This window comes from Actinomycetospora sp. ABD4_176 (assembly GCF_056311855.1).
The window spans coordinates 236,227-252,964 of record NZ_CM149974.1 but is presented as its reverse complement, the minus strand read 5'-3'; the positions used below and the strand labels follow the sequence as shown (position 1 = coordinate 252,964).

Annotated in this window: 17 protein-coding genes; 12 read left to right on the top strand and 5 right to left on the bottom strand. The window is 74.7% G+C overall.

The window, feature by feature from the left end; all coding sequences use genetic code 11:
- Nucleotides 1–7 precede the first annotated feature (7 nt).
- The 3 genes from ACYX4T_RS01175 to ACYX4T_RS01165 are packed head-to-tail and all read right to left on the bottom strand — an operon-like array spanning nt 8 to nt 2,612.
- A complete protein-coding gene (locus tag ACYX4T_RS01175; protein WP_476012755.1) occupies nt 8–283 on the bottom strand; it encodes a DUF6285 domain-containing protein in 276 nt (91 codons plus the stop codon).
- Complete coding sequence (locus ACYX4T_RS01170) at nt 280–1,359, bottom strand: phosphotransferase family protein (protein ID WP_476012754.1); 1,080 nt, start codon at nt 1,357–1,359, stop codon at nt 280–282. The genes ACYX4T_RS01175 and ACYX4T_RS01170 overlap by 4 nt, the downstream gene beginning before the upstream one ends.
- Nucleotides 1,356–2,612 carry an acyl-CoA dehydrogenase family protein gene (locus tag ACYX4T_RS01165; protein ID WP_476012753.1) on the bottom strand — a complete coding sequence of 419 codons (1,257 nt, stop codon included), beginning with the start codon at nt 2,610–2,612 and terminating at the stop codon, nt 1,356–1,358. Before ACYX4T_RS01165 ends, ACYX4T_RS01170 begins: the two co-directional genes overlap by 4 nt.
- 254 nt (nt 2,613–2,866) lie before the next feature.
- Here ACYX4T_RS01165 and ACYX4T_RS01160 point away from each other — a divergent pair, with 254 nt between their 5' ends.
- Nucleotides 2,867–3,679 (top strand): crotonase/enoyl-CoA hydratase family protein, encoded by an 813-nt coding sequence (locus ACYX4T_RS01160; RefSeq protein WP_476012752.1) that lies wholly within the window; start codon nt 2,867–2,869, stop codon nt 3,677–3,679.
- Between the two features lie 12 nt (nt 3,680–3,691).
- Here the strand turns inward: ACYX4T_RS01160 and ACYX4T_RS01155 are convergent, their stop codons facing one another.
- Nucleotides 3,692–4,306 (bottom strand): TetR/AcrR family transcriptional regulator, encoded by a 615-nt coding sequence (locus ACYX4T_RS01155; protein WP_476012751.1) that lies wholly within the window; start codon nt 4,304–4,306, stop codon nt 3,692–3,694.
- An 89-nt stretch (nt 4,307–4,395) separates the two neighbouring features.
- Between ACYX4T_RS01155 and ACYX4T_RS01150 the strand changes: the two genes are divergently transcribed.
- The 9 genes from ACYX4T_RS01150 (at nt 4,396) to ACYX4T_RS01110 (ending at nt 14,518) form a co-directional block, all read left to right on the top strand.
- Nucleotides 4,396–5,574, top strand: a complete 1,179-nt coding sequence (locus ACYX4T_RS01150) for an acyl-CoA dehydrogenase family protein (RefSeq protein ID WP_476012750.1) — start codon at nt 4,396–4,398, stop codon at nt 5,572–5,574.
- Between the two features lie 85 nt (nt 5,575–5,659).
- Entirely contained in the window at nt 5,660–7,153 is a 1,494-nt protein-coding gene (locus tag ACYX4T_RS01145) for an acyl-CoA carboxylase subunit beta (protein WP_476012749.1), read from the top strand.
- A gap of 25 nt (nt 7,154–7,178) precedes the next feature.
- The gene (locus tag ACYX4T_RS01140) at nt 7,179–9,107 is read left to right on the top strand and encodes an AMP-binding protein (RefSeq protein ID WP_476012748.1); all 1,929 of its coding nucleotides are present in this window, start codon (nt 7,179–7,181) and stop codon (nt 9,105–9,107) included.
- Entirely contained in the window at nt 9,104–9,556 is a 453-nt protein-coding gene (locus ACYX4T_RS01135) for a MaoC family dehydratase (RefSeq protein WP_476012747.1), read from the top strand. The genes ACYX4T_RS01140 and ACYX4T_RS01135 overlap by 4 nt, the downstream gene beginning before the upstream one ends.
- A complete protein-coding gene (locus ACYX4T_RS01130) occupies nt 9,553–10,359 on the top strand; it encodes an HpcH/HpaI aldolase/citrate lyase family protein (protein WP_476012746.1) in 807 nt (268 codons plus the stop codon). The genes ACYX4T_RS01135 and ACYX4T_RS01130 overlap by 4 nt, the downstream gene beginning before the upstream one ends.
- Complete coding sequence (locus ACYX4T_RS01125; protein ID WP_476012745.1) at nt 10,356–11,243, top strand: LLM class flavin-dependent oxidoreductase; 888 nt, start codon at nt 10,356–10,358, stop codon at nt 11,241–11,243. The genes ACYX4T_RS01130 and ACYX4T_RS01125 overlap by 4 nt, the downstream gene beginning before the upstream one ends.
- Before the next feature lie 68 nt (nt 11,244–11,311).
- A complete protein-coding gene (locus tag ACYX4T_RS01120; protein WP_476012744.1) occupies nt 11,312–11,686 on the top strand; it encodes a hypothetical protein in 375 nt (124 codons plus the stop codon).
- Nucleotides 11,687–11,841: 155 nt separating this feature from the next.
- Entirely contained in the window at nt 11,842–13,203 is a 1,362-nt protein-coding gene (locus ACYX4T_RS01115; protein ID WP_476012743.1) for an MFS transporter, read from the top strand.
- A gap of 469 nt (nt 13,204–13,672) precedes the next feature.
- Entirely contained in the window at nt 13,673–14,518 is an 846-nt protein-coding gene (locus ACYX4T_RS01110; protein ID WP_476012742.1) for a DedA family protein, read from the top strand.
- Here ACYX4T_RS01110 and ACYX4T_RS01105 read toward each other — a convergent pair whose 3' ends face one another.
- A complete protein-coding gene (locus ACYX4T_RS01105) occupies nt 14,519–15,319 on the bottom strand; it encodes an AraC family transcriptional regulator (protein ID WP_476012741.1) in 801 nt (266 codons plus the stop codon).
- A gap of 104 nt (nt 15,320–15,423) precedes the next feature.
- Here ACYX4T_RS01105 and ACYX4T_RS01100 point away from each other — a divergent pair, with 104 nt between their 5' ends.
- Together ACYX4T_RS01100 and ACYX4T_RS01095 are read left to right on the top strand one after the other, a co-directional pair.
- Nucleotides 15,424–16,251: a Rossmann-fold NAD(P)-binding domain-containing protein gene (locus ACYX4T_RS01100; RefSeq protein WP_476012740.1), complete on the top strand. Its 828-nt coding sequence runs from the start codon at nt 15,424–15,426 to the stop codon at nt 16,249–16,251.
- A gap of 26 nt (nt 16,252–16,277) precedes the next feature.
- Entirely contained in the window at nt 16,278–16,691 is a 414-nt protein-coding gene (locus ACYX4T_RS01095) for a pyridoxamine 5'-phosphate oxidase family protein (protein WP_476012739.1), read from the top strand.
- Nucleotides 16,692–16,738: the final 47 nt, after the last annotated feature.

Here is a 16,738-nt window from a genome sequence, read left to right as displayed (position 1 = left end):
GGAGAGCTCACCCGGGTCGCGAGAGGTGGCGCGGGTCGGCGACCGCGAGCTTGTCGGTCACCGCGGCGCGGACGGCCGCGAGCAGCTCCGGGTCGGTGTCGTCGACCTCGCCGCGGCGGATCGCGGCCGCGAGCCCGGCCTGGTCGGCGTACCCGAGCGCCGCGAGCCGGTCGCGGTGGCGCCGCTCGAGCTCCGGGCCCAGCGCGATCTCCCGCCCGACGCCGTCGAGGACGTTCGCCGCGACCCGCCCGAGGAACGCGAGGCGCTCGTCGCCGGTGGTCATGACCTCGTCGCGCAGGAAGCCCGCGACGGCCTCGACGAGGTCGCCGGCGCTCGGCCGTCCGCCCAGGTCGGATCGCGGGGCCGGGGGATCCCGGCGCCCGGCTCGGCGGGCAGCCCGAGCAGGAGCAGCAGGTCGTGCTCCTGCTCGGCGACCCGCCGGCCGATCGCGGCCAGCTCGACCGAGCGCGTCTCCCCCGCGAGGTGGCGCCCGGCCATGCGCCGGCACCCCAGCGCCCACCACGTCGTGCGGTGGACCTGCCACCACCGCACGGCCTCGGGGTCGGGGCGCACGCCGGCGACCTCGGCGTAGCCGTCGAGCAGCTCGTCGATCGTGCCGAGACCCGCGACGGGCAGCGGCGAGCCGAAGCGCCAGCACTTGACGCAGAGCCACCCGAGGTCCTCGCGCGGGTCGCCGCGGTGGACCTGCTCCCAGTCGAGGACCGCGGCGAGCCCGGACTCGTCGACGATGAGGTTGCCGAGCCGGAAGTCGCCGTGGACGAGGGCGTCGGGGACCGGGTCGGGGCGGTGCCGGTCGAGCCACCGCAGGGCGATCTCCACGGTCGGCAGCGGCTCGTCGAGCGCGTCGTAGGTGGCGCGCAGGTCCTCGACGGGGTCGTCCGCCGGGAGCCCGGGGACCGCGTCGAGCGGGATGGCGTGGACGCGCGCGAGGGTGCGGCCCAGCTCGCCGGCCAGGCCCTCGCGAGCCGACGCGAAGCGCTCCTCGCGCAGGATGCGGGGCCCGAGGGTCTCGCCGTCGACGTGTTCGGTGAGCAGGTAGGGCGCGGCGACGACCGCCGGGTCGCTACCGCTGTCGACCAGCGGCGGGACCGGGACGCCCGCCGCCGCGGCCGCCGCCAGCGACGCCGCCTCGAGCGCCATGCCCTCGGGGCGGTCGTCGCCGGGCGGGTCGCGGCGCAGCACGAGGGCGCGGGAGCCATCGGCGTCGATCGCGGTGAACGACCACGTCTCGCGGCTGGCCCCGGCGGTCAGGCGGCGCAGGCCCTCGATGCGGACGTCGGTGCCGGTGACCGCGCCGAGGCGTCGGGCGAGCCGGTCACCGAGATCGCCGCCGGTCACCGCTGCCTGTTCGGGCCCGCGAAGCGGAACAGGTAGGCCGCGACCTTGCGCATCTGGATCTCCTCGGCGCCCTCGGTGATCCGGTAGCGCCGGTGGTGGCGGTAGATGTGCTCGAACGGCGTGTGCCGCGAGTAGCCGAGGCCGCCGTGCACCTGCATGGCGCGGTCCGCGGCGTCGCACACGAAGCGGTTGGCCCGGTAGTTGCACATCGAGACGCGGTCGCTGATCTCCGTGTGCGGGACGCGGTCGAGCTCCCACGCCGTCTTGCGGACCAGCCCGCGCAGCATCTCGCCCTCGGTCGCCAGCTCGACCAGCGGCCACTGGATCGCCTGCCGCGTGGCCAGCGGCGCGCCGAACGTCTGCCGCTCGCGGGCATAGGTGACGCTGCGGTCGATGCAGTACTGCCCCGCGCCGACGCCCGACGCGGCCTGGCGGATGCGGTTCTCGTGCACGAACGTCTGCGCGACGGCGAGCCCCTCGCCCTCCGCACCGAAGATCGCCTCGTCCGGGACCCGCACGTCGCGCAGGCTCACCTCGGCGTGGTCGGTGGGCATGTTGAACGTCCACCAGTGGAAGTCGACCGAGAAGCCCGGGGTGTCGGTCGGCACGAAGAACGCGGTGATCCCGCGCGCGTCGCCGTCGGAGCCCGACGTGCGGGCGAAGACGACGTCGTGGGTCGCGGAGTGCATGTTGGAGTTCCAGCGCTTCGCGCCGTTGATCACCCAGTCGCCCCCGTCGCGGACGGCGCGGGTCTCCATCCACGTGGCGTCGCTGCCGTGGTCGGGCTCGGTGAGACCGAACCCCAGCCGCGCGATGCGCGTGAGCATCGGCTCGAGGAACTCCTCGCGCTGCGCGTCGGTGCCGAACGCCATGAGCATGTGCACGAACGGGAAGTTGCCGACCACCGACGACTCGTTCTGCAGGTCGTTGTGCAGCCCGAGCCCGCGGTGCGCGAGGTGCTCGCGGATCACCGCCATGTCGAGGTTCGTCCCGCCGGACCCGCCCACCGCCGTCGGCAGCCCGTAGCGCAGCCACCCCGCGGCGTCGGCCCGGCGGAACATCTCGCCGAGCAGCTCCTCCCACTCGCGCCGCGGGACGCCGCCGTTCTCGAAGTCGGTGCGGGCGTACTCGCGGCGGTGGTCGAAGAACCGCTGGTTGTCGTCCTGCTCCTCGAGCGGCCTGATCTCCCGCTCGATGAAGTCGTCGAGGTCCGCGAGACGCTGCGTCAGCTCGGTCGGGATCTCGAAGTCCACGCCGACCTCCTCCTGAACGACCGTTCAGGGAGCATGCCAGCGTCGCGCGGCTCGCGGGAAGGGACGGGCGACCGAGGACCGGAGATCAGGAGCACGTCACATGCGCCTCGGCCGCCTGAGCTCCGGGGCCGCACGGGTTGACCCCGTACTCCTGATCACGGTGGAGGCGCGGGCACGGCGTGTCGCGCCGGCGAGCGTGTGGCGATCCTGGCGTCAGATGCCAGCGATGCCGCATCGCTGGTAGACCCCCTGCCATGAGCGACGAGCAGGAACGGGTGCGGGTCCAGGTCGTCGACGGCGTCGCCGACGTGCGGCTGTCGCGGCCGGAGAAGCGCAACGCCCTCGACCCGGCGATGTTCGAGGGCCTGGTCCAGGCCGGCGAGTCGCTGCGCGGGGACCCCTCGGTGCGGGTCGCGGTGCTCTCCGGCGAGGGCCCCGACTTCTGCGCCGGGCTCGACTTCGGCTCGTTCCGCGCGATGGCGGGCGGCGAGCGGCTCTCGGCGTCCGCGCAGCTCCCGCCGTCGAGCGGGCCCGCGCGGGCGACCGGGCAGCGCGCGGCGTGGGTGTGGGCCGAGCTCGAGGTCCCGGTGATCGCCGCCATCCGGGGCAACGCGCTGGGCGGGGGCCTGCAGATCGCGCTCGGCGCCGACATCCGCATCGTCGCCCCCGACGCGCGCCTGTCGGTGATGGAGGTCAAGTGGGGCCTGATCCCGGACATGACCGGGACGCAGGTGCTCCCCGAGCTCGTCGGGCGGGACGTCGCCAAGGAGCTCACGCTGACCGCGCGGGTCGTCAGCGGCACCGAGGCCGCCGCGCTCGGGCTGTGCACCCGCACCGACGACGACCCCCTTGGCGCCGCTCTGGCGCTCGCCCGCGAGATCGCCGGTCGCAGCCCGCACGCCGTCCGCGCAGCCAAGCGCCTGCTCGACGCCGCCGGCCGCGTCGACCTCGCCACCGGCTTCGCCGCCGAGCAGACCGAGATCGGCGCGCTGATCGGCAGCGCGAACCAGGTGGAGGCGGTGACCGCGGGCTTCGAGAAGCGCGCGCCGGTCTTCGACGAGGTCTGACCTCGGCCAATGTCAGGCGTCCAGGACGCCCATCAGCACCGAGGCGACGTCCTCCCCGAGCTCGCGCGACGAGCGCGGGCCGGCCGGGTCGAACCACTTGTAGGTCCAGTTCGCGGCACCGAGGCAGGTGTTGACGTAGGTCCCGACCGACATCGGCAGGGTCCGCCCGGTCTCGCGCAGGTGGGCCGCCACGGCGTGGCGCACCACGCGCTCGAACTCGCGGCGGCGCTCGAGGATCGGCTCGGCGAGCTCGGGCGGCAGCGCCGACTCCTCGTGGAAGCAGATCGTCAGCAGATCCCGGTGCTCGCAGGTGTACCGGACCCGCTCGACGATCAGCCCCCGCACCGCCTCCCGCGACGACGGCGCCTCGGCGACGATCCGCCGCGCGCTCCTCAGGCTCTCGTCGAGGACCTCCTCGTAGACCGCGACGAGCAGGTCCTGCTTGGTGCGGACGTAGTGGTACAGCGTCGGCTTCCGCAGGCCGACCTGGTCGGCCACCTCGTTCATCGACGCGGCCCGGTAGCCGCGGCGGCTGAACACGGCGACGGCGCCCGCGAGGATGCGCTGCCGCTGCTCGTCGGCGCGGCTGCCCGTCGCCGACCCTGCCCCGGTCTCCCGTGTCGCCATCGCGCTCCCGGTTCCCCTCGGACGTCTTGACCGAACGTCTGTGACGTGAGGTACTTTCGCCCGACCGGTCGGTCGAGACAAGGAGCAATGTGGCTGACGACCTCGGCGAGCTGCACGAGGACTTCCGGCGGACGTGCCGGGCGTTCACCGACCAGCGCGTGCGCCCCGTCGTCGCGGAGGCCGAGCGCGCGGGACGTCCGCCCGAGCGCCTGTGGAAGGAGCTCGGCGACGCGGGCCTGCTGGGCCTGCTGACGCCCGAGGAGTTCGGGGGCTCCGGCGGCACCGACGGGGACGACCGGGCCGACGACGGGTCCGGCCGGTCGCTCGCGGTCGCCGTGCTCGCCGAGGAGCTCTCCCGGGCCTGCGGCGGCATCGCGGTCAGCGCGCTGGTCAGCGCCTACATGGCCGCCCCCCACCTCGTCCGCTACGGCACCCCCGCGCAGCGCGAGCGCTGGGTCGGACCCCTCGCGGCCGGCGAGGCGATCGCCGCCATCGCCGTCACCGAGCCCGGCGCCGGCTCCGACGTCGCGGGCATCACCACGCGGGCGCGGCGGACCGGATCGGGCTGGGTGCTCGACGGCCGCAAGATGTACATCACCAACGCCGGCCTCGCCGACGTGCTGGTCGTCGGCGCCAAGACCGACCCCGACGGCGGCCACCGCGGCATCACGACGTTCGTGGTCCCCGCCGGGACGCCGGGGCTGTCGATGGGCGCGCCGCTGGCGAAGATGGGCTGGCACTCGTCGGACACCCGCGAGGTCGTCCTCGACGGCGTGGAGCTGGCCGAGGACGCGGTGCTGGGCGTCGAGGGCCGCGGTTTCCACCAGATCATGGCGGCGTTCCAGCTGGAGCGGGTCGCGCTCGCCGCCATGGGGCTCGGCCACGCCGCCGAGGCACTCGACACGGTCACCGAGTACGTCCGCGGGCGCGAGGTGGCGGGCGAGCCGCTGACCGCGCGCCAGACGATCCGGCACCGGCTCGCCGCGATGGAGGTCGAGCTCGAGGCGGCCCGCGTCCTGACCTACCGGGCGGCCGACCGCCTCGACCACGGCCATCCCGACGCCGACCGCTCGGTCGCCGCCGCGAAGTACTTCGCGGCCAAGGCGGCGGCGTGGATCGTCGACGAGGCCGTGCAGCTCTTCGGCGGCGCCGGCTACCTCGAGGAGACCCCGATCGCGCGCCACCACCGCGACGTGCGCATCCTGCGCATCGGCGGCGGCACCGACGAGATCCAGCTCGAGATCCTCGGGAAGCGGCTCGTCCCGTGACCGGCACCGCCCGCGACACACCTCCCCCGTGGGAGGTGCCGGCGCCCCATCCCCCCGGACGCCGGCACCTCCCTCGGGGGACGACGTGCTCGCGGCGGCGGAGGTGGCCCGCCGTGGCGGGGACACCAGCCGGTGGCCGGACAAGCTGCCGGTGCGCGAGCGCCTCGCGGTGCTGCTCGACCCGGGCAGCTTCGTCGAGGACGGCGTGCTGGCGTCGGCGGGCACCCCGGGGATGCCGGCCGACGGCGTCGTCACCGGGGTGGGCACCGTCGAGGGCCGCCCGGTCGCGGTGATCGCCCACGACTTCGGCGTCAAGGCCGGCTCGTGGGGCGAGCGGACCTGCGAGAAGCAGATCCGCATCCTCGAGCGCGCCGACCGCGACCTGCTGCCCGTCTTCTACCTCGTCGACTCCGCGGGCGGCCGGCTCACCGAGCAGATGGGCTTCTTCCCCGGCCGACGCGGCGCCTCCAAGATCTTCCACCTGCAGGTCGCGCTGTCGGGGCGCGTGCCCCAGATCTGCTGCCTGCACGGCCCCTCGGCCGCGGGCGGGGCGTACATGCCCGCCTTCACCGACTGGGTCGGCATGGTCGACGGGCAGGCGTCGATGTACCTCGCGTCGCCGCGGGTGGCCGAGAAGGTCACCGGCGAGCTCACCACCGCCGAGGAGATGGGCGGCGCGCGGATGCACGCCGAGGTCTCCGGGTGCGGCGACGCGGTGTTCGACGAGGACTGGCAGGCCGTCGCCGCCGCCCGGTTGCTGTTCTCCTACCTCCCGGGCCGGTTCGACGCCCTCCCCCCGGACGCCGAGCCGGTCGAGCCGGAGGCCGCCGGCTGGGACGGCCTCGTGCCCGAGGACCCGACCGTCGGCTACGACATCGCCGGCGTGATCGACCGGCTCGTCGACGGCGGCTCGTTCTTCGAGGTCAAGCCCGACTGGGCGCCCGAGATCGTGGTCGGGTTCGCGCGGCTCGAGGGGCGGGTCGTCGGGCTCGTCGCCAACCAGCCGCGGGTGCGCAGCGGCGCGATCCACGTCGACTCCGCCGACAAGGCCGCGCGCTTCATCAGCCTCTGCGACGCCTTCAACGTCCCGCTGCTGTTCCTGCAGGACGTGCCCGGCTTCATGGTCGGCGTCGCGGTCGAGCGCCAGGGCATCATCCGCCACGGCGCCAAGATGATCACTGCCATGGCGTCGGCCGAGGTCCCGAAGTTCACGGTCGTGCTGCGCAAGGCCTACGCCGCGGGCTTCTACGCGATGTGCGCGCCCGGGTTCGAGCCCCGGGCCACCCTCGCCCTGCCCAGCGCGTTCATCGGCGCGATGGGACCCGAGGCGTCGGTCAACGCGGTGTACGCCGGCAAGATCGCGGAGATCGCGGACGAGGACGAGCGCGAGGCGTTCGTCGCCGCCCGCGTCGAGGAGCACCGCGCCGAGGTCAACCTGCTGCGCATGGGCGACGAGCTCGTCGTCGACGCCGTCGTGCCCGGCGAGGAGCTGCGCGCGGAGCTGGTCGCGCGCCTGCGCCACGCCGACGGCTGGACCCGCACCCGCGGCCGCCGTCACCACCCCGTCAGCCCTGTCTGAGTTCCCGTTCGCAGGAGAGACGATCATGGACGATCGCGACACCCTGGCCACGCTCATCTCCGCGCCGCGGCAGCCCCTCGACGAGCGGTGGCGCTCCGGAGAGCGTGCGGCCGAGCTCGCCGAGGCCCGCGCCCTCCACGACCGCGACCCCGACGACTACTGGGCCTGGGTCGCCGGGAAGCACCGCTGGCTGACGCCCTGGCAGACCGTGCGCACCGGCGAGCTCGGCGACTTCCGGTACTTCGACGGCGGGCGAATCAACGTCGCCGACAACTGCGTCGACCGCTGGGCCGACGACCCGGCCACCGCCGACCGCCCCGCGGTCGTGTGGGAGGGCGAGCCCGGCGACACCCGCACACTGACCTACGCGCAGCTCGCCGACGAGGTGAACCGGCTCGCCGGCGGGCTGCGCTCGCTCGGGATCGGCCACGGCGACGTCGTCGCGGTCTTCATGCCCAACCTCGTCGAGGCCTTCACCGCGATCCACGCGTGCAACAAGATCGGCGCGATCTACACCGTGCTGTTCTCCGGGTTCGGGCGCGACGCCGTCGCCTCGCGCCTGGCGGCCGCGCGCGCGAAGGCCGTCATCGTCGCCGACGCGATCTACCGGCGCGGGAGGACGGTCGAGCTGCTCGAGACCCTGCGCGCGGCCCGGCCCGAGGCGCCGACCGTCGAGCACGTGGTGGTCGTCGACCGCACCGGGCGCGGGGTCGAGCTCGGGCCGGGCGAGGTGTCCTACGCGGCCCTGCTCGCCGAGCACCCCGAGGGCGCGCCGACCGTCGCCCTCGACCCCAACGAGCCCGCGTTCCTGATCTTCACCAGCGGCACCGAGTCCCGCCCCAAGGGCGTCGTGCACTCGGTCGGCGGCTTCCTGCTGGGCACCTGGGCGAACGTGCACTGGCAGGCCGGACCCGTCGAGGGCGACGTCTACTGGGTGGCCGCGGACGTCGGCTGGCTGACCTTCCCGATCCAGGCCGTCATCGGCGGGCTGGCGCACGGCTCGACGATCGCCTGCTACGAGGGCGCGCTGGACACGCCGGGCCCGTCGCGCTTCTACGACATCTGCGCGCGGCACGGCGTCACCCAGGTCCTGTGCGCGCCGACGGTGCTGCGGATGCTGCGCAAGTTCGGTGACGACCTCGCCGCGGAGCACCCGCTCCCCCGCCTCGCCCTGATCACCGTGCAGGGCGAGCCCCTCGACGGCGAGACCTTCACCTGGGCGACCGAGACCTACGGCGTGCCGGTCGTCAACGCCTACGGGCAGACCGAGACCGGGTCGACGTGGACCTACCCCGTCACCGGCGTCGACGACCTCAAGGCCGGCTCGGCGGGCACACCGGTGCCCGGGCACGCCTACGCGGTGGTCGACGACGACGGCCACGAGGTGCCGGCGGGGGTGAAGGGCAACCTCGTCATGACCCGCCCGTTCCCGACGCTCGCGCGCACCGTGTGGGACGACCACGAGCGCTACCTCTCCACCTACTTCGGGCGTTTCCCGGGCCGCTACGCCACCAACGACGAGGCCGTCGTCGACGACGACGGGCACCTCTGGGTGCTCGGGCGGGCCGACGACGTCATCAACGTGGCCGCGCACCGCCTGTCGACCATGGAGATCGAGGCGGTGGTGACCACCCATCCCCGCGTGGTGGAGGCGGCCGTCGTCGGGATCCCGGACCCGACCAAGGGCACGGTGCCGGTCGCGTTCGTGACCGTTACCGGCGGGAGCGCCGACGACGTCCCCGACGAGGTGCGCGCCCTCGTCGCCGACACCATCGGCGGCATCGCCCGGCCCGACCGCGTCATCGTCACCGCGGCGATGCCGAAGACCCGCACCGGCAAGATCATGCGGCGCCTGATGCGCGAGGTCCTGCTGCACGGCGAGGCCCGCAGCGACACCAGCGCGCTGGAGGACCCGGGGTCGCTGGACACCCTCGCGGCCGCGGTGAACGCGTGAGCGGCCTCTGGTTCGAGGACCTCACCGAGGGCCTCGTCGTCGAGCACGCGACCCGGCGCACGGTCACCGAGACCGACAACGTGCTGTTCACCACGATGACGATGAACCCGGCGCCGCTGCACCTCGACCACGCGTACGCGGCGACCACGGAGTTCGGGCGCCCGCTGGTCAACAGCATGTTCACCCTGGCCCTGGTGGTCGGGCTGTCGGTGCCGGAGCTGACGCTCGGCACGATCGTCGCCCAGCTCGGGCTCGACGAGGTGGCGTTCCCGGCGCCGGTGTTCCACGGTGACACCGTGCGGGTGGAGACCGAGGTCGTGTCGGCGCGGGAGTCGAGGAAACGTCCCGAGGCCGGGATCGTGGTGTTCGCCCACCGGGCGTTCAACCAGCGCGACGAGCTGGTGTGCTCCTGCACGCGCACCGGCCTGATGCACCGGCGGCCGGCGTGAGGGTCCCGCGGAGCCTGCTGTTCGTGCCCGGCGCGCGGCCCGACATGGTCGCCAAGGTGCCGCGCTGGTCGCCCGACGCGGTGGCCGTCGACCTCGAGGACGCCGTCGCCGCGGCCGACAAGGAGACCGCGCGCGAGGCGACGGTGCGGGCGGTCGGCGAGCTCGCCGACGGCGACACCCTCGTGCTCGTCCGCGTCAACGGCCCGACGACGCCGTGGTACGCCGACGACGTCGCCGCGGTCGCGGGCTCCGGGGCGCACGGGGTGGTGTTGCCCAAGCTCGAGTCGCCCGAGCAGCTCGCCGACCTGCGCGCGCGCCTCGACCTCCCGGTGGTCGGCGGGCTGGAGAGCGCGCGCGGCATCGCCCGGTGCCGCGAGATCCTCGCCGGCGGCGACCTGCTCGCCGCCTACTTCGGCGCCGAGGACTACATCGCCTCGGTCGGCGGGCGGCGCACCGCGGGGTCGCTCGAGGTGCTGCACGCGCGCAGCGAGGTGGTGCTCGCGGGCGCGCTGGGCGGGGTCGGGCTGCTCGACCAGGCCGTGGTCGCCGCGCACGACGCCGAGGCGTTCCGCGCCGACGCCGCCGCCGGCCGCGACCTCGGCTACGACGGCAAGATCTGCATCCACCCCTCGCAGGTCGCGCTCGCCCACGAGGCCTTCACGCCGACCGACGACGAGATCGCACACGCCCGGCTCGTCGTCGAGGCGGGGCGCTCCGGGGTCGGGGTGGTCGACGGGGAGATGGTCGACGACGTGCACCTGCGGATGGCGGCGGCGGTGCTCTCCCGCGCGGGAGTGTCGTGAGGGTCGGGCTGATGATGCCGCCGACCATGGCGGCGCAGGACGCCCGGCGGGCCGAGGAGCAGGGCTTCGACATCGTCGCCGCCGGCGAGCACGTGCTCTTCGGCAGCCCGACGGCCAACGCGTTCGTCACCCTCGCCGCGGCCGCGGCGGTCAGCAGCGGGGTGCGGCTGCTCAGCGCGGTGACGCTGCTGCCGCTCTACCCGGCGCCGCTCGCCGCGAAGATGGCGACCACCCTGGATCGCGTCTCCGGCGGGCGCTTCGAGCTCGGCATCGGGGTGGGCGGCGAGAACCCCGTGGAGTTCGCGGCCTGCGGGGTCCCGGTGCGCGAGCGCGGACGACGCACCGACGAGGGCCTCGACGTGCTCGGGCGCCTGTTCGCCGGCGAGGCGATCGACGTCGACGGCACCCCGGCGACGCTCGACCCGCTCCCCCTGCAGCGCCCGCGCCCACCGATCTGGGTCGGCGGGCGCTCGGAGGCGTCGATGCGCCGCGCGGGCCGCGCGGGCGACGTCTGGATGCCGTACCTCGGCAGCCCCGACCGCGTGGCCCGCGGGCTGCGCACCGCCCGTGAGGAGGCCGAGCGCCACGGCCGCGACCCCGCCGGGGTCACCGGCGCGTACTTCGCCTGGAGCTGCGTCGACACCCATCCCGCGGCCGCCCGGCAGGCCGCCTTGGACTCGCTGGCGGCGACCTACGGCCAGGACATGGAGCGGATCGTCGACGCCTGCGTCCCGCACGGCACGCCCGAGCAGGTCGCCGCGCGCCTCGCCGAGTACCGCGACGCGGGCGCGGAGTCGGTGGTGGTGGCGCCGGCGGTCGGTCCGGGCGGGCTCGAGGGCATGGTCGACCTCCTGGCCGGCGAGGTGCTCCCCCGCCTGCGCTGATCGTGAGGACGCGGTCCCGAACGAGACCTCCTCACCTCGGGGTCCGAGCGCTGGCAGCATCGTCCCCCGTGGCGACGACGCAGGTCCTGGTCCTCGGGCTCGATCCCCGCACGGTGCCGGGGTACGACCCGGCGCCGGTGGTCGCGAAGATCGCCGACGGCGAGCGGCGCTTCGTCGAGCGCGGCATCGCCGCCCGTCACGAGCTGCTCCCCTACGACGAGGACCCCGACGCCCTGGCCGCCCGCATCGCCGACGTCCTCGCCGCCGAGCCGTACGCCTGCGTCGTCGTCGGCGGCGGGATCCGCACCGACGAGCCACGCCTGGAGTTCTTCGAGCGCGTCGTGAACCTCGTCCGCCGCCACGCGCCGCAGGCCGCCATCGCGTTCACCGCGGGCGCGGGCGACGCCGCCGACGCGGCCGCCCGCTGGCTGCCGCGCCCGTGAGGGCGACCCTGCGTGGAGGTGTGCACACCGCACCGTGACGGCGGGACGAGGTCGTGCCGGCGGCCCAGTCTCGTGACCACTCCTTTGCCGAACCTTGACCCTGGTCCGGGCGGGCCGTTCGATGGCCGGGCACCCCGACGACGAGGAGCACCGCCATGGCCAGCGACGCGTCCGGAACCGACTCGGTCGAGGGCGGCCGCGCCGGACCCTCCCTACGGGTGCCGCGCCGGGTCGCCGCGGCCAGTCTCGTCGGCACGACCATCGAGTGGTTCGACTTCTTCATCTACGGCACCGCCGCGGCGCTGGTGTTCAACAAGGTGTTCTTCCCGGCCGCCGACCCGGCGATCGGGACGATCGCCGCGCTCGGCACCTTCGCCACCGGCTTCATCGCCCGCCCGATCGGCGGCGCGGTGTTCGCGCACTTCGGCGACCGGGTCGGCCGCAAGCCGATGCTCGTGTACTCGCTGCTGCTCATGGGCGTCGCGACGGTCGGCATCGGGCTGCTGCCCGGCTACGCGGCGATCGGTGTCCTCGCCCCCGTCCTGCTCGTGGTGCTGCGCTTCGCCCAGGGCTTCGGGGTCGGCGGCGAGTGGGGCGGCGCCGCGCTCATGGCCGTGGAGAACGCCCCCGAGGGCCGGCGCGGCTTCTACGGCAGCTGGCCCCAGGTCGGCGTCCCGCTCGGGCTCGTCCTGGGCACCGGCTCGTTCCTCGTGCTCGACCTGACCGTCAGCGAGCCGGCCTTCCAGTCCTGGGGCTGGCGGATCCCCTTCCTCGCCAGCGCGGTGCTCATCGCCGTCGGGATGTGGATCCGGCTCACCGTGGCCGAGAGCCCGGTGTTCCGCCGCGACCAGGAGCGGCGCGAGGCGAGCAGGCTGCCGGTGCTGCAGGTGCTCCGGGAGCACCCGAAGCTCATCCTCCTGGCGGCGGGGTCGTTCGTCGCCACCAACGCGACCTTCTACATCAGCTCGGTCTGGCTCGTCTCCTACGCGACGACCGAGCTCGGCTACACGCGCAGCACGATCCTCGGCGCCAACACCTTCCTGTCCGCGTCGGACATCCCGATGATCCTGCTGCTCGGGCTCCTGTCCGACCGGGTCGGGCGCCGACCGATGTTCCTGGCCGGGATGGCGGTGCTCGCGCTGTTCGCGATCCCCTACTTCCTGCTCGTGCAGACCGGGGTCATCGGGCTGTTCATCCTCGGCGGGCTCATCGTCCAGGCCTGCCGCAGCTCGGTGTACGGGCCGCAGTCGGCGTACTTCTCCGAGCTCTTCCCGACCCACCTGCGCTACAGCGGCGCCTCGCTCGCCTACCAGCTCGCGTCGATCGTCGGCGGCCTCGCGCCGGCCATCTGCGGCCTGCTCGTGCTCTGGACGGGCAGCCTCATGGCGGTCGCCGGCTTCACGGTCCTGCTCGCCCTCATCTCGCTGGCCAGCAGCTGGGCGATGAGCGAGACGCTGACCCGGGGCCTCGACGGCCCGGACGAGGCGCCCACGCGCGGGGTGGCCGCGCAGGCCTGACGTCCCCGGTCAGCGCGCGGGCTCGTCGATCCCGAACACGGCCCGCGCGTTGCCCGCGGTGCAACGCTCGCGCTCCTCGTCCCCGGGAACGTCGCGAGGAACGCCGCGATGTCCGCCGCCGACGGGCGCTGGAAGGGCTGGTCGGTGGAGAACGGCGGCCGTTCGGGCGTGGTGACCTTCGAGACGCTCGAGGTTGTCGCCCATCTCGTCGAGGGCGACGCTCTCGTCGCCCCGCTCGACGGGCAGGGCCTTCACGGCGGAGGTGAGCTCCGGCAGGTTCCCGTGCTCCTCGATCGCGATCAGGGACGACGCCGGTCTCCCCCTCGAGGCGGAGGGCGCCGGCGCGGCTCGTCCCCCGGACGGACGCGGCCCGACGGCCCGGGGGGCATCGTGGACGGCGCCGGGACACGAGGGGGCGATCCCTCGCGGCACGACGGTCCGGTCACCGACCACGGATGGAGCGAGGGACATGACGGGCGCGGGCGCCGACACGAGCCGCGGACAGCAGGACGAGCAGACCGAGCCCGTCACGGCGACGCCGAAGCGCTTCCGGTGGCGGACGAAGGACTACACGCCCGAGGAGATCGCCGAGGCCAAGAAGGTCTGGCGCGACGCCATGCCGTGGGACCACCCGATGTCGCGCGGCGACAAGGTCCTGGTCCTCTCCACGCTCGGCGTCCTCGTCGCGATGCTGGCGACGATGCCGCTGCGGCCGTTCCTGCTGGCGTCGCACCCCACCGCCCTGGCCGCCGTCACCGGCAGCCTCTCCGCGACCGGGGCGGGCGCCGCGTTCGCGCGGATCGGCGAGGGGAACCTGTGGCTGGTCATCGTCGCCGGGACCTTCGGCATGATCAAGTTCGACTGGCTGTTCTGGCTGGCCGGGCGCCGGTGGGGCGAGAAGATCGTCGCGCTGTGGGCGCCCGGTGACGTCGCGCAGCGCTTCGTCACGTGGATCCGGTCGGCGCCGCGGTGGGCGACCGCGCTGGCCGTCGTCGGTGCCTCGCTGCCCGGCGTGCCGGGCGCCGCGGTGTTCGCCCTGGCCGGTCTCGGGCGCATGCGGCTGCTGCCGTTCCTCGTCCTCGACGCCCTCGGGGCGGCGCTCATGACCGGGCTCGTCGCCGGCCTCGGCTTCGGGATCGGGCAGCACGCCGTCGACGTCGTCCTCACGGTCGACCGGTACGCGCTGTGGATCTCCCTGGGACTGATCGTCCTGGTGTCGGTCAAGGCCGGCCGGCGCTCGCAGCGGGAGCAGAAGGCCCGGAAGGCCCAGAAGCCCGAGAAGGCCGAGCCGACCGAGCCGGAGACCTCGGCCTGATCAGCCCGGAGCCGTGGACGGCTCGGCGCGGCGGACCGCGCTGGGGGCGTGCCCGCGGTGGCGGTGGAACGCGGTGCTGAAGCTGAAGGGGTTGGCGTACCCGACGCGGCGGGCGACCGCCGCCACGGTGGCGTCGGGCTCGGTGACGAGCGCGCGCTCGGCGAGGTCGAAGCGGTGCTCGCGCAGGTAGGACAGCGGCGAGGTGCCGACCTCCTCGCGGAACCGGCGGGCGAACGCCGCCCGGCTGACCCCGGCGTGCGCGGCGAGGCGCGCCACCGTCCAGGGCCGGGAGGGGTCGTCGTGGATGGCGGCGAGCGCGGCGGCGACGCCGGGGTCGGTGGCCGTCACCTCGCCGGCCGCCGCGGTGAGGACGTCGCGCACGGTGTCGGTGACGAGCCAGTCGAGCAGGCGGGTGGACACGACGTCGGTGGTGGGGGCGGCCTCGAGCTGGTCGGTGACGCGCTCGACGAGCAGCCGGCAGAACTCCGAGTCGGCGCGCACGACCGCCCGCGCGGGCAGCAGCGCCAGCCGGGGCGCGGCGCCGCGCAGCGCGAACTCGGCGACGAGCAGCGTCGCGCCCTCGTCGCCGACCCGGACGGCGAGGCGGCCGGGGCCGCGCAGGAGGACCGCGTCGCCGGGGTGCAGGGCGCCGTCGCCGAGGTCCGCCTCCCCGCGCGCGACGGCCACGAGGGCCCACCGCCCGCCGGTGGGGACGGTGGCGTGGCCGGGGGCGAGCGCGTCGGCACGCATCGCGGGCTCCTCGACGTGGACCGTCCCGAGCAGCGCGTCGATCGTCCCCACCTCCCCGAGGTTAGACGCTCGTGGAGGTGGAGGTTGGACGCTCGCGAAGGTGCCGGAGCGTCGCGCCGATGGGCAGGACCTCCTCCGCGGACGAGCCTGGGGGCATGGCAGACGATGTGGCGGTCCTCGCCGGGACCGGGAAGTCGGGCCGGCGTCTCGCGGCGGCGTTGCGCGTCGCGGGACACAAGGTCCGGGCGGCGGGACGACGCGGGCCGGTGCGGTTCGACTGGGACGAGCCGGCGACGTGGGGCGGGGTGGTCGAGGGCGCCGACGCGCTCTACCTCGTGGCCCCGTACAGCGACCCCGCGCCGATCGCGCCGTTCGTGGACACCGCGGTCGCCGCCGGGGTCCGGCGCCTGGTGATGATCTCCGGCCGCGGGCTCGAGCACTTCGACGGGCGGTTCGGCGACACGATGGTCGAGGCGGAGCGCGCGGTCGCGGCGACGGGGCGGGGCACGATCCTGCGCGCCTCGAACTTCGCCCAGAGCTTCACCGAGGACGCGCTCGCGCCCGGGGTGCGGGCGGGCCGGCTCGCCCTGCCCGCGAAGGCCGAGGTCGCCGACGCGTTCGTCGACCTCGGCGACGTCGTCGCCGTCGCCGCGCACGTCCTGACCACCCCCGGGTACGAGGGCCGCACCTACGAGCTCACCGGACCCGAGTCGCTGTCGTTCGGCGAGGCGGTCGACGTCATCGCCGCCGCGACCGGCCGCGACATCCGCTACGAGGCGCTCGACCCCGACGCCTACGCCGTCGAGCTGCGCGCCGACGGCACCGACGAGGCGACCGTCGAGGAGCTCGTCGGGCTCTTCGCGATCATGAGCGAGGGCCACCTCGACGCCGTGACCGACGACGTCGCGCGCCTGCTCGGACGGCCCCCGCACCCCTTCCGCGAGTGGGCCGTCGAACAGGCCGCGCTCGGCGCCTGGCACTGACACCCCTTCTCCTGGAGGCCACCGGCATGCTCACCGACGACGACCGCGCCCTGCTCGACCGCCCGCTGCACGGCCTGCTGACGATCCCGCCCGCACCGGGGCGCCTGCCCGCACCGCGCCCGGTGTGGTTCGAGGCGACGCTCGAGGGCGGCGTCCAGCTGTTCTCGCTGGTGAGCTCGCCCAAGGTGCGCCGCCTCGAGGCCGACCCGCAGGCCACGTTCGTCGTGGTCCGGCCGAACGGCGAGACCGAGGGCTGGGTGTCGATCGAGGCGGACGTGACCGTCCACCACGACGGCGCCAAGGAGCTCGCGGACCGCCTCGCCCAGCGCTACTGGGACGACCCGGACTCCGACGAGCACCGCGCGACCGCGGCGGCCTGGGCGGAGGAGGACGACATCCGGCGGATCGTCCTGCACCCGCGCCGCGTCACCCGCGTCTGAGCGCCCTTGCCCCGGGGTGACGAAACCCTGACCCCGGCGCACGGCCC

Bases quoted from the DNA above. Each gene is read 5' to 3' on its own strand.
- ACYX4T_RS01100 (WP_476012740.1), top strand. From the start codon at position 15,424: ATGGCAGACGATGTGGCGGTCCTCGCCGGGACCGGGAAGTCGGGCCGG.
- ACYX4T_RS01140 (WP_476012748.1), top strand. From the start codon at position 7,179: ATGGACGATCGCGACACCCTGGCCACGCTCATCTCCGCGCCGCGGCAG.
- ACYX4T_RS01155 (WP_476012751.1), bottom strand. From the start codon at position 4,306: ATGGCGACACGGGAGACCGGGGCAGGGTCGGCGACGGGCAGCCGCGCC.
- ACYX4T_RS01175 (WP_476012755.1), bottom strand. From the start codon at position 283: ATGACCACCGGCGACGAGCGCCTCGCGTTCCTCGGGCGGGTCGCGGCG.
- ACYX4T_RS01110 (WP_476012742.1), top strand. From the start codon at position 13,673: ATGACGGGCGCGGGCGCCGACACGAGCCGCGGACAGCAGGACGAGCAG.
- ACYX4T_RS01160 (WP_476012752.1), top strand. From the start codon at position 2,867: ATGAGCGACGAGCAGGAACGGGTGCGGGTCCAGGTCGTCGACGGCGTC.
- ACYX4T_RS01095 (WP_476012739.1), top strand. From the start codon at position 16,278: ATGCTCACCGACGACGACCGCGCCCTGCTCGACCGCCCGCTGCACGGC.
- ACYX4T_RS01115 (WP_476012743.1), top strand. From the start codon at position 11,842: ATGGCCAGCGACGCGTCCGGAACCGACTCGGTCGAGGGCGGCCGCGCC.